Genomic DNA, 13134 nt, shown 5'->3' on the forward strand with positions numbered 1-13134 from the left:
TAAAAGCGGCTTTACAATACAAAGCCGCTTATTCTTGGGGATGATAGCAACAACTCGTCGCTGGTAACGCCATTACCTTTCCCTGCTCGCCATCTAATTTGAATACCCGCTTCAAACGCCTGATACTCAACAGCGAACGCTTTTCCAATATAACCTGCCGCAATCCAGTTGTTGTTGAAACGATATTGCCCCTCAGCCATAAAGTTGCCGCTCAAGCCTGTATCAGAACTTTCACCAAGGGTCTCATTTAAGTCTTGAGGACGAAACGCTTCTCCTGTAGGAAAGCGCAGATTATCATCTTGTTCAACACGAGAAAGCGCAAGTGAACTGCGTAATTTGATTTGCCAGTTGAGCACCTCAAGGGTGAGCAATTCGGAGTAGCCGCCGATACTCAAGAACTGACTTGGGCTAAAGTAACCGCCGTTACCTACAGTAAAACCGCTTAGGTTTTTTTCATAACGTGTATAGCTTAAAAATGGCCCTACACGCCAATAATCAAGTTTGGGGGAGACCAAACTTGCAATGTCATAACTCATATCACCACGGACTGATAGCGAGCTATTATTGGCAACGCGTTCGCCTTCGAGTCGGCTTACCTGAGCCGTTCCTGCGACAGACACTTTGTCAGTTATGGAGTGAGCCACCAAACCCCGAACCCCACTTTCTATAACGTAGCCCCAAGCTTGCGTATGGTCAGTATAGAATGTGCCAGTCTGGCTTAATAAGCTGTCTTCTTTCGCTTTTCGAAATAAGGTAGCCGCAACGGTAGTATTTGCTAAGAACTTTGTTGCCGAGATTTGCCCTGTCACTTCCGCCTTCACAGGCTGGTCAAACATGGCATAATCTAAATTAACGTAAAAATTAAAGTCTGGTGCCTGATAAAACGCTTCAGCGCGAAGGGCAGTGTCTTCAAAACCGCTTATTCCTGAAAATGTACTGCCTAACTGCCTGTCACCAAACCAATCATTAGTTTGTGGACGACCGCTAAAGAACTGCTTGTAGTCGAGTGATACTTGCCACAGCCAGTTTTTATAACCGCTGCCAATGCCGACGTATTGCGACAGGACGTCGAAGTTGCCAAGTCCTTCACCGCCACTTCGATTTCGAGTATTCATTCCATAGACTGCACTTAGACCATCTTTAGTTTGTGCCAAAACCTCTCGTGGATCGTCGTTTTGATAGGCCAGCCAAAACTGTTTTCTTGGCCAAGCATTGCGTGTAGTGCGCTCTTGCAAAATACGTTTTACTTCACTGTATTTGAGTGCCAACCTATTCAATGTGGTATCGTCACTTTGATTAAGTGAAACCAGTTCGTTAGCAATAACGCTATCATTTGGCGTTTTCGATAACACACGCTCAAACGCTGAAGTGGCGGTTGTAGTATCTTGTATTTCTTTCGCGGCCCAACCAATCAGCGCTTGCTCATCAAGACTCAGTCGTCTTAACTGGGAAAGTGCCTTACCTGCCTCAATGCTTTGTTTGTAACGCATTGAATCATAAAACTGCGCTTGTCGCGTTGCTAGCGCATCAGCACAGCGACGAATAAACACGTCGGTATCAATACTGCACGCTAAAGCAAAAGCGGCTTGCTTGGCGGATTCCGTTTCCTGTGCCATCAGCGCTAAATACTCACCTTCGTCATCATCTACCAAATGAAAGAGCGTTTCAGCGAATGTATAATTTTTAGCATCATATTGCTGCCACGCTTCCCCCTGGAGTACATCTTTAACGTAGTAACTGTCATCTCGCTGGAGGAAGGCTTCAAGCGCTTCAAAGTCTCGTAACGCCAGTGCCTGCTGCAATCTGATTCCCGTAACGCTATTAAGTCCTTGCTGCGCCGACTGCTCATCTATGTCTCGTACAGCCGTTTCTAATGCCAAAGAGAACTGCTGCGCCGCTATGTCGAGCATACCTTTATCTATGGCGGTCCATCCCATCAGTAAATAAAAGTCTGTTCGCTTTAACTGGTTGCTGAGTTCAACTAACGCTCTAACCTGTTGCTCTGAGGCATTGGCGCGGACCTTAGGCGTACGCTGAGCAAATTCCTCTAACGCCGAAGCCTTCGATGACGTTTTGGAAAGCGTTGGATCGCGCTTCTGGGGAACACGCTGTGGCGCGTCTGACTCTGACGGCTTTGTAGCAGCAGGCTTTAACGTACCTTTTAACCTACCGTTTATCTTGTTCAGTTCAGTTTCAATTTCTTTTGGTACTTGCCATCCAGGATAAAGTGCTTTTAACCGTCCAAATTCGTCATTGGCCTGCTTTACCTGTCGTTCATTAATATGATACCAAAGACCGGTTAAATCGGGTTGCGCCTGCGGTGCTGGCAGAAGACCTAAGTCTTTCTCTTTATAGGTCGTTTTAGTTTGCCCAACAGCCTGCGCTGGCACGAGTGAAGCGGTTACAGCGCCCAAAGCGAGCGCAAGAGCAGTTCGTTTACATATATCTTTCACGAGGCACTGTCCGCTACCGCTAGCATGGAAAGCAAAGTTAAACTTGATGAATAGTAATCCATTTTTCGATTAATAGAGGGCCATTTTGCGGCTTTCGAATTCATAATTTCATCTACTGCACGTTTTACAGAACGCATGCCGTCTGTCATTTCGTATTCAGCCGTTTGCTCGGTAAGCAGATTTACCGTTGCGGGGGTTGGTTTAAGCGCCCACCACTCATAATAAGGCGCAAGCAACCGCTCTGCTAACTCGTTATCGTCACGAACGTCTTCAGACCAAACTAATTGGAGTGGGATCCGCACGGCGTTGAAACCAAACTCTGGCGATATGACATTTTCTAACGTTAACTTACCTTTAAACTGTTCATTAACTATGTCCGCATTTTGGGGTTCTAAGCGCACCCAGTCGCTCGGTAGACGGTAAGATGAAAACTGCATATTCGAAAGAAGAGACAAGCCTGTTTCATAGAGTTTATTCCATTTCGCGGGCGTTGGTGCAAGGGACGAAAGTTCTGAAAGTGCTGGAAAAACCCAGTAAGACATGTTGAGCTGTATGCTGGTGATTTCACCTGATTTTGCACTGAATCCGTATTCTCCAGGTAAAAGCAAAACAGCCTCGCCATATTCAACTAACAAGGTGTTTTCAATCGCCTCGACAATATTTCGTGCGTCCTCTTTAAATCCGCTTACTCCCCACTTTTCACTTGCCCTTAGAAGCGCCCACGCGATCAATATATCTCCATCCGAGGCGTTGTTAGGGTCATCAATACAAGAAGACGAGCTATCTGCACAGGGTCGATAGCGCCAGCTAAAAAGCCCATCTCTGCGCATAAGCGTACTTTTAGTCCATTGCCACAGTGCATCAAAGGTCTCTTTATCATCGGCGGCAATAGCGAAAAGCATACCGTAGCCCTGCCCCTCGCTATGGGAAACGTCTCCGTTACCCGTATCGATTACGCGACCGCCATCAATAAACAGCGCTCTGTAGGCCATGAACTGAGCCTTGAACTCGCTATCGTCTTTAGTAGTACAAGACATCAGAACACAGAAAAAGCCAATGATAGACAGCGCCCTTGTTGCTTTTCTTAGCGTTACCATGAGTCTTGCACTTGCTCATTTCTACGTTTAAGCAATACGTAAATAATCATGCTGACGACAAAGACCGCAATGATAAAGCCAATTAACCAATACCAAGGGTTATTGGAAAGCCAAAGCCTTAAGTGCAGCCAGTTATCGTCAGCTTCACCCACTTCATATTTTTCACTCACTTGCATGATAAGCGATGGCGATAGCGCGTCTTTCCAGGCAAAGAAGTCTCCTGCCATTTGCCCCCACAACGACAAGCTAACCAAGTCTTCGACTCTCGCTTGAAGTAACTCTGGCGTTTGCGCTGCCATGATGAAAAGTGTATCGGTGTCTGAAGAAACGGGATGTGCTTGCGCGGTGAGTATCGCCTGCTCCCCCAAATCACTTTCCTGCACGGTGTGCCCATCAATTCGCATTTCTTTGAAAGACTTGTCATCCGTCATATTTCTTACTTGGTTATGTAGGCTATTTTGAAGTCGGTAGGACCAGCGCTTAGTGGCTTCTATTGCCGTATTGAATTGGGCTTGTTCAAAGTTTGAAAGGGTGTCTGGCGTTCCCAGAACAATGACAGAGCCTTCGGAAGAAATATCACTTCCCATTGCAATTTGAACATTAAGCAAGGGGACTTGAGCCGCCTGCGCTAACTTTGCAGATAAGGTTAACGCGGTATTCAAGAATTCGTCTGAGGGTATCGAAATGGTTGAAACAGGTGCAGATTTGAAGCGCGCAAACGGATAGGCAGTTTCAGACAGCATGGCCAAATTAGGCTGCACCGCGACATGTCCGGCACTAGGAAGCTCAATAACTGATGAGTTATCAAGCTGAAAAACCAAATGTGACCCAGGGACATCGTCGCACGCGACCCCGGCGAGCGGAGGTCTCAACGTTACTGCAAAATCCAAATTATTTACGCCACCTTTAAAGAACCGAGCAGGAATGCGTAGCTGGTAATCTCTGTACGCTTGACCATTGATGTTGTTTAACGCCAAGCCGTGCACCAACTCATCATTCACACTGATATTCATTACCGAGCCAGGTCCAAATCCTGCACCGTAACCGAAATCTAAAAGCAAACTGACCGATGCGTTTTCAGGAACATAAAAATCAGCTGGCAGCCTAAAAGAAACGCGCTTGTTAAAGTCGCCCTCATCTCTAAACTGCGTAGTTGTTACGCCAAAATCTTCAAAAGCATAATGGTTATCAGGGTTCAAGATACGGTTACGCTGCAGCGTATTTGGCTGCATTTGAGACTGAGAAAGCACCTTTACTTGCGAAATGGGGTTGATTGCATCATCCATAACCGCTAAAGCCTTTGCTGCCGCTAGCACTTCTTCTTGGGTTGTCCCGCTTACAATTAATCGATAACTAGCTGGCACAACAACCTTATTATCTTCTACGAAGGCTGGGGTGCGCTGCGCTTTTAAAAATGCGCCGTCGATATCGTTGATCACTTCATCAGGAAGCACTGGTGATAATGCTTCAACAGTGCCTACTAGCACGTGAACAGGTTGCTGTTGGTTTGTCTTGAGATACCACGCCGTGCGTTCGTAGCGTGCTACGTTCTGCTCATTCCAAAAATTACTTTCGGTTTGCTTAAGCTGCGGAAGCACGTAGCCATCGTCAAAACTGTCGTGTTGGATGATAAGCGGCTGGTACTGACTTCGAAGGGCCAGCGCCTGTGCGACAATAGGCAATGTTTGTTGCTTTATTAGCGGGTTTACTTCGCGTGGGGTATAGAGTTGAACATTGCGCTGACCGCCAATCCCAGGACTGAAGAACCCGCTCAATGCATCTAATGTGAAACGCTTCTCATTGATTGAGGTGGTTATCTTTAACGTAGAGTTATACACATTGATTTCACTCCACAACTCCGGCGCGTTACCATCTACACATTGCTCTGCGTAGTGCTGACTCACCGCAAGCGTAAGTGAGTTAAACCCCGCTCGCCAGAGAGCGTTGGGAATAGTAACCTCAGATACAAGTGAAGGCCTGTCAGGGTCAAAAGCAATCTGCCCGATAGTTGCATTGTTGAACCTGACATACAGTTGCGAACGCTTTTTAATTAACGCTTGTGAACTTACCACTTCAAGCGTTAGTAGGGCGCTATCTACCTCTGCGACTGAACTCAAAGGAATAGGAACGTCTACCGACGCGGATTTACCTTGCAGTCGGACCGTTCCCTCACCACCGTAAAAATCGGTTAGTCGGTACGAGTTGGTTTGAGCTGCTAGGGTAAATGGCATGCACAAACATAATAGTGGAATAAGGTATTTTTTTATCATTGATTTTCCTTTGCCGGCTTAACAAACAATCCAAATTTACCGACGAATTTCCCTATTAGTACAAGCATGTGCATTGAAACGGGCTTTAGCCCAACTTTTAACACATGTTTTGCGCCAAACCAGTATGAAATAGCCCTTGTTCTTCTTCGTTGAAACGACATCCAACGTAAACTATCGCAAAGTGAAAAGGCAACAACTTCGTTTTCTTGCTCTTCAGTTTGAGGGGCAAAACGCACCCTCAATATTTTCGACGAACTGTCGTAGTGCAGTACCTTAACGGGCATATGCACGTTTTTACTTAATGCGTGACTCCACGAGGTAAAGATGGCATTTTCAGGTACAAGCGCCCCCGCTCCTTTTAGTCGCAACCGCGCTCCCCCCAATGACAGGTCCACTAAATCCCCCACCCAGGCTTCGTCGTTGCTCGTTTTAATGACAACGCTATTTGTCGCTGGCAGCCGCGCTTGGCTTCTAACTTGTTTTCTCTCGAGTAAAACACTGAGTACCGACATTAATAAAATCAAGTTAAAAACATTCCATAGCATTACTACTACCGTTAATTCTCGCGTAAGTGGCTCTGTAATAAATTTATAAATCCCGCTGCCAAGCGCAAAAGTAATCACCAGTATCAACCAATAGAAAATCGTGGATAACGGCGATACGAAGGTTTTTTCTAAACTCTCTCCCTTAGGCGTGACTACAAATGAGGGGGCCTTTGGCTTCAAGAAAACTTTGATCAGAGCATTTAGCGTAAAAGCACATTGAAGTATTTCATAAAGTTCGGACACCAAAGGCCATCGGGTTCGCCCAAATAGCATCGTGGAAATCATATAAGTGGCTATAACGTGAGGCAGTGTGAAGGCAAAGATTTCTAGCATTGACGCATGATAGACCTGAAGGCCAAACACAAGATACGCTAGCGGCATTAGTAGGAAAATAATTCGAGCAAAAGGAAATAACCAAAACATGATTGAGCTCATGTAGCCAACTCGCTGATACCACTTCAAACCTTCGGCTTTATAAGGTTTTTTAAGTAGTAAAATCTGAGTCATCCCCTGCGCCCAGCGCATGCGCTGTTGAATAAATGCGTCGAAAGTTTCTGGCGCTAAACCACTTACCATGGGCCTATCGACATACACAGACTCATAACCCATTTTATGCAGGTCAAGGGCAGTTTCTGCATCTTCGGTAATGGAGTCGCCAGAAATACCGCCGACTAAATCTAGATGTTCACGACGCATTAGCGCAGCAGAACCACAAAAAAATGAGCTTCCCCAGTAATCTAAACCCTTTTGTATGGTTCCATAAAACATGTCGTTTTCTGACGGCATACGAGTGAATGCTGAGAAGTAGTTACGCTCAACGGGATCAGGGTTCGCCATAAAATGGGGCGTTTGAACAAGGAATACTTTCTCGTTTTTGAGCATCCAAGGTACGGTTCTATCTAAAAAGTCAGAGGTAGGCACATGGTCTGCGTCTAAGATAACGATTAAATCGCCAGTGGTATTTTGAATTGCGCTATTAACATTACCTGCTTTGGCGAACTCATTTTTTGCCCGCGTGTGGTAGGTGATATCCAAACGTTTGCAAAGGTCCTGAAGTCTCTCTCTTCGTTGTTTTGCCGACGCTGCTGAAGCTGGGTTTTCAGCATTAATTTTTTGGTCTGTTCCACCATCATCAAGCAGGTGAATATGAAGTTTATCCTTTGGATAATCTAGCATTTTCGCGGCTCGAATGGTTACCTCTAATATTTCATCGTCTTCGTTGTAGCTTGGGATCATGACATCTACGCTAGGCAGCGTAGATTTGTCCATGCCTTCAAGTGAAAGTAAAGGTCGACTGAGCGGAAACGCATTAACGATAGCCCCCAACACTGATGTGACGCCTGCGTATATTTCAGCGCCAAACAGCAACCAAACGGCTATCATTGAAAGAAAGTCAGAATAAGTCAGCGTATAAATACCTCGCCATAATAAGTATCTAACACTAAGGGCTATTGCTAACACCAGTGCGAACACGCGAAATAAATGCTGATATTTTTGAGTGTGCCTCGCTTCTTTGCTGCAGAGCGATATAAAAATAAGAATGACGATTGAAGAGAGAAGTTGCCCAAGTGCATCCATGGGCGCTAACAGTAACGCCCCAAGAATAAGGGACGCGACTAAAAGTACTACGATTAGCTTGGAAGTATAATGATGCCTATGTGTTTGGGAATAATCCAAGTTTGCGATCCAGTATGTGTATTTGCGTTACACTTGCATAGTTCGCCCTGTTTATTAACGTCATCTTGCCATCTGCCGTCTCTACTTCATGATTGCTTTTGTAAAACAAACTAGAGATTTGGTCTCTTCGCTTCCTATTGCTTTTCGAAATCAAAAACCATGCTGGGTAGGTGGCCACACCAAATACCGCCACAGCCACCAAGCTATAAAATGCTACAGGAGACATCGAAGGGGCTACGAACAGGGAAAATATAAAAACAGCCACACTCAATACAGTAAATATACCAGTAATTTTACGTAAACGTATAACTTTTAACAATTTGTTTTCAGCTTCCAACAGCATAATAAGTCGCTTTTTCCAAAGCGTCTCTGTCTCCAGGCTGGTTCGAGCTTCAACTAGACGCGGCTTATCATTTGCCGGCGCGGCGTTTCGGAAAAATTGGGCTTGCTCATACACATTAACCGCCGCACCATTATTAATGGCACGTTGAAATGACTGTTCAAGCAAATCAGAGCGTTCAATTTCATTAGAGTTATCAATTGAGTTCATCGCGTATACTCCCCTCACTACTACATACAGAGTCTACTTCCGCTCATCTCAAGGAAAAATTACTGAAACTATACTCACTGATAAATAATGATACGCTTACATACCTAATTTTAAATTGAACTTTAGCCCATTGCACTTTGGTATACGGTACTTTGGTATATGCCTAAAAAGGCAGGGGGAACGCCATTTTCGCGCTCAATATTTATGGCTTTCGCAGTTTGCTTACAATGCTTATTAAGTTACTCACGTTAAACATTGTACCGAAAATACTGCCAACAGAAATGGCATAAATTAGCCCTAGGGTTTCGGCAACAAGGAACACTTTTCTAATGGTATGGGTATTTCTAATGACAAGGGAACCAACGGTGAAAATAAGCGACGACGTATAAGCAACAAATATTATCCAGTTGTGGTTGAGCACGAACCATTCATAGGCCAAGAACCCCATATTTATTGCGATAAATAAAAACAGGATAACGTTACTTCTATGCTTAATAGCAATAAAGTTACGCACGCTCGCGAGTAGAGTACCAACCCCTGCTGCCATTGCATCAAGCATAAAAAAATGTGCACTCAACGCCGCCAATGCAAAAGCCGAGATAAGTAAGTATTTGTCCACGTTTGTTTGACGATAGCCTATGAAGTTCAGAACTACAGCAATCGCACCAAAAGCTTCCGCGACAATATTCATTGAGTCTATATTCCTGTGCTAATGCTCATTAAAATTTCAAATAGAAAGGCTCACAAAGCGCTTTATATTCATCCGTGTAATCGCCCTTTTCATTCCTTATCGTCAGTATATTTTTACTAACTATAGTGTTTTGTTCCTGCGTGTTCTTATAGCCATGCAATGAGGACGCGAGAGAAGATTTAATAAAATGAAAGGCGCAAAGATAAGGCGGCTTGGTTTTTGAATGTTTTATGTAAAGAATTCTCTGCAACTGGAGACCGTAAGTTTCTGCTACTTGCACTATGTCGGCGTCTAAAGTTGAAGGGTATAAACAATACATGCTAGCTCCTTCATTTAAGACCGCATTACTTACGCTGAAAAGTGTATCAGGGCGAAGGACTGATGTTTGCCTTGCCACATTTCGAGCTTTGCCTTGAGTTTTATAAGCGTTTGTATTTTTGAGCGCTTCATCAAAGTATGGAGGATTTGAAACGACTAAATCATAAAGGCAAGGCGGCTCAAATTGACAGATATCACAATGGTGAACAGAAAGCTGACGAGACCACTTAGCATTATCAAAATTAGAAGCCGCTTGCATTGCAGCGTTATCGTCTATCTCTATGGCGTCGATTTTCGATGAAGGTAAGGCTTTTTGCGCCATCATTAGCGCCAGAATGCCGGTGCCAGTTCCAACGTCTAAAATGCGTGCTGCTGAACCAACGTTTACCCAACTCCCTAAAATTAGGCTATCTGTATTCACTTTCATTGCGCAGCGGTCTTGGGCCACTGTAAATTGTTTGCAGCGAAACATAGAGGGGGTAAGGTACCTTAACGTTTGAACGCCGCGCATTTTATATCAAGTTCTAAAACGCTTCACGTTAAGGTTATGATAATTCACTACCAACGCTGCAGCGACATCATGTTTCTTGCTACATCGATAGCGTGAACCGGTCGATATTTTTTCAATGGTCCTTTCATCAGGCTTTGCCAGATAGGTGCGGTTTTTTGTGCTAGATCTTCTAACGTACGTGACTCATCTCTGTCACCAAGCAACAGGGATGGTTTTACCGCCGCAGCATTAGGCAGTTGTGGCATACGCATAATTGCATTTTCTAACTCACCTTTTACCTTCAAATAGAAGTTACTGCTTTTCGCATCGGCACCTACCGAAGATATCCAGACAAAGCTGTCCGCTCGTTGGGCACGGGTGAGCTGGGCTGCTACGTGGACGTATTCGAAATCGACGCGGCGAAATGCCTGTTTAGAGCCAGCCTTTTTAAGCGTTGTACCTAAACAGCAATACACGTGGTTTACGCTGAAATAGCCTTGATAATCTTGAAAGTAGTCAAAGTCGATAACCACAGGTTTTAATTTATTATGAGGGTCTTTAAACATACTCGAAGAAAGAGGCTTTCTAACTAAACAAGTGACTTCACTGTAACGCCTGTCCTGTAACAGCATATTTACAAGCGTTCGTCCTACTAAACCTGTCGCTCCTAGCACCATTGCGGATTTCATACGTCGCACCTTGTATCATAAATTGATATAACTACAATCAAACCTTCGACAGTCAAATATGCAGATAAAAATGAAAAAAGCCCTTTTAATTGGAGCCGCTATGCTCTCTACTGCTTTAAACGCTGAAACGCTCACAATTGAGCGTATTTTCTCCTCACCTTCACTGGATGGCAACGCCCCCCGTTCATTAAAAGTATCACCTGACGGTCAACGCGTTACATTTCTTAAAGGTAAACAAACTGACTACGAACGCTTAGATCTATGGGAATACCATATTGAAAGCGGTCAAACCCGCATGTTGTTCGATTCAAACGACCTTCAAAGCGGCGAAGAAGTGCTTTCTGATGAAGAAAAAGCGCGTCGCGAGCGTATGCGCTTATCAGGCAGCGGTATTGTTAGCTACCAATGGTCAGACGATGGTAAAGCGTTGTTATTCCCGCTAGGCGGCGACGTGTTTTATCACAAACTCGGTGAAAAAGGTGCCAAGCAGCTGCTTAATACAGACGCCTTTGAAACTGATATTAAATTGTCACCGAAAGGCAACTACATCTCGTTTATTCGCGACCAGAACCTTTATGTGAAACACATTGAATCGGGTAAAGAAACCGCCATTACCAAAGAAGGTGGCGGCAACATCAAGTTTGGTATGGCGGAGTTTGTGGCGCAAGAAGAAATGGGCCGCATGACTGGATATTGGTGGTCGCCTGATGAAACAAAGATTGCGTTTACAAAAGTGGATGAAAGCCCGGTAGATGTGATCACCCGCTCTGAAATTTATGCTGACGATATCAAACTTATCGAACAAAAATATCCCAAGGCGGGCACGCCGAACGTGTTGGTGGAACTTGGTATTCAAGACATCAGTTCTGGCGACCGCACATGGGTTGACTTAGGTGAAGATAAAGACATTTATTTTGCCCGTGGCAAGTGGATGCCAAACAGCACTACCTTTACCTACCAATGGCAAACACGGGATCAGCAAACATTAGAACTTCGCGCCTTCGATCTTAATAATAAAAAAGAAAACGTATTGCTTACAGAAACAAGCGATACCTGGGTGAACCTGCATGACGATCTTTATTTCTTGAAAGAAAAAGGCCAGTTTATCTGGGCGTCTGAGCGCGATGGCTTTAAACACCTTTACCTTTTCAACAATAACGGCAAGCTCGTTAAGCAATTAACCAAAGGTGACTGGGTAGTCGACAGTGTTGAAGCCATCGACACGGCAAACAACCTCCTGTACTTCTCTGGGCGCAAAGACACGCCGCTAGAAAGCCATGTATATAGTGTATCGCTAGATGGCGGTGATATAACTCGCGTGACTGAGCTTGGCGCATATCACAGCGCTGCGTTTAGCAAAGATGCCTCAATCTTTATCGATCATTTCTCAACCGTCAACTCACCTGCCCAGGTTAGCCTAAATAGTGCCACCGGTAAGCGAATTACCTGGCTTGAAGAAAACAAGGTTGAAGAAGGCCACCCCCTACACGCCTTTATGGATAGCTGGACAGCCCCTGAGTTTGGTGACATCACCACAAAAGATGGCGCAACCCTTAAATACCGTATTTATACACCTGATAGTGCCAAGCAAAACCCTGAGCAAAAACACCCTGTTATTGTTTACCTTTACGGCGGCCCTCACGCACAAGTTGTGACTAACAGCTGGGCTGGCAACCGTGGCTTGCTATTCCAACATTGGGTTGACCAGGGCTACGTGGTATTCACGTTAGATAACCGTGGCTCTAACTATCGCGGTAAAGGCTTTGAAGATCCTATTTACAAAAAAATGGGCTTTATTGAGGTTGAAGACCAAGTGGCAGGCGTAGAGTTCTTGCGTACCCTTCCCTTTGTTGATGCGAAGCGCATTGGCGTACACGGCCACAGCTACGGTGGTTACATGACCCTAATGACTATGTTCAAAGCCGGCGATTACTTCGCGGCCGGTGTATCAGGCGCACCAGTCACCGATTGGCGCTTGTACGACACCCACTATACAGAGCGCTACATGGGTAATCCCAATAGGGATGACGATGCTTATACGGCGTCTTCAGTATTCCCTTACGCAAAAGATCTTAAAGGCGACCTTTTGATTTACCACGGCATGGCGGATGACAACGTACTGTTCACCCACTCGACTATGCTGTACAAGCACCTTCAAGACTTGGCGATTCCGTTTGAGACTATGGATTACCCTGGCAAGAAGCACAGTATCCGTGGCAAGCAAACGGGCATTCACTTATACAAAACCATAACCAATTTTTTCAATAGAACATTGAAGCAACTATAAATTACTGAAATATAAGGGTATAAAGATAATTTATCTTTATACCCTTTTTTTTGGTTATTAAACTTTA

The 13134-nt window shown here is 44.8% G+C and carries 9 protein-coding genes; 1 reads left to right on the forward strand and 8 read right to left on the reverse strand.

Annotation, left to right across the window (positions count from 1 at the left end):
- Positions 1 to 11: 11 nt before the first annotated feature.
- The 8 genes from JC525_RS08105 to JC525_RS08140 form a co-directional block, all read right to left on the reverse strand.
- Positions 12 to 2453, reverse strand: coding sequence for a cellulose synthase subunit BcsC-related outer membrane protein (locus tag JC525_RS08105; RefSeq protein ID WP_198815368.1), 2442 nt, complete (start codon positions 2451 to 2453; stop codon positions 12 to 14).
- A complete protein-coding gene (locus JC525_RS08110) occupies positions 2450 to 3550 on the reverse strand; it encodes a glycosyl hydrolase family 8 (protein ID WP_198815369.1) in 1101 nt (366 codons plus the stop codon). The genes JC525_RS08105 and JC525_RS08110 overlap by 4 nt, the downstream gene beginning before the upstream one ends.
- A complete protein-coding gene (locus JC525_RS08115; protein WP_198815370.1) occupies positions 3544 to 5820 on the reverse strand; it encodes a cellulose biosynthesis cyclic di-GMP-binding regulatory protein BcsB in 2277 nt (758 codons plus the stop codon). Before JC525_RS08115 ends, JC525_RS08110 begins: the two co-directional genes overlap by 7 nt.
- Complete coding sequence (bcsA, locus tag JC525_RS08120; RefSeq protein ID WP_198815371.1) at positions 5817 to 8042, reverse strand: UDP-forming cellulose synthase catalytic subunit; 2226 nt, start codon at positions 8040 to 8042, stop codon at positions 5817 to 5819. Before bcsA ends, JC525_RS08115 begins: the two co-directional genes overlap by 4 nt.
- Positions 8020 to 8592 (reverse strand): hypothetical protein, encoded by a 573-nt coding sequence (locus tag JC525_RS08125; protein WP_198815372.1) that lies wholly within the window; start codon positions 8590 to 8592, stop codon positions 8020 to 8022. Before JC525_RS08125 ends, bcsA begins: the two co-directional genes overlap by 23 nt.
- 202 nt (positions 8593 to 8794) lie before the next feature.
- Complete coding sequence (locus JC525_RS08130; protein ID WP_198815373.1) at positions 8795 to 9283, reverse strand: YgjV family protein; 489 nt, start codon at positions 9281 to 9283, stop codon at positions 8795 to 8797.
- A 28-nt stretch (positions 9284 to 9311) separates the two neighbouring features.
- A complete protein-coding gene (locus JC525_RS08135) occupies positions 9312 to 10112 on the reverse strand; it encodes a tRNA1(Val) (adenine(37)-N6)-methyltransferase (RefSeq protein ID WP_332874088.1) in 801 nt (266 codons plus the stop codon).
- A gap of 47 nt (positions 10113 to 10159) precedes the next feature.
- Positions 10160 to 10780: an NAD(P)H-binding protein gene (locus JC525_RS08140; RefSeq protein ID WP_198815375.1), complete on the reverse strand. Its 621-nt coding sequence runs from the start codon at positions 10778 to 10780 to the stop codon at positions 10160 to 10162.
- Between the two features lie 70 nt (positions 10781 to 10850).
- On the opposite strand from JC525_RS08140, the gene JC525_RS08145 reads away from it, so the two are divergent.
- Positions 10851 to 13067, forward strand: coding sequence for a S9 family peptidase (locus tag JC525_RS08145; protein ID WP_198815376.1), 2217 nt, complete (start codon positions 10851 to 10853; stop codon positions 13065 to 13067).
- Positions 13068 to 13134: the final 67 nt, after the last annotated feature.

Source organism: Alteromonas sp. IB21 (assembly GCF_016405965.1).
In the GTDB taxonomy this organism is placed as follows: Bacteria; Pseudomonadota; Gammaproteobacteria; order Enterobacterales; family Alteromonadaceae; genus Alteromonas.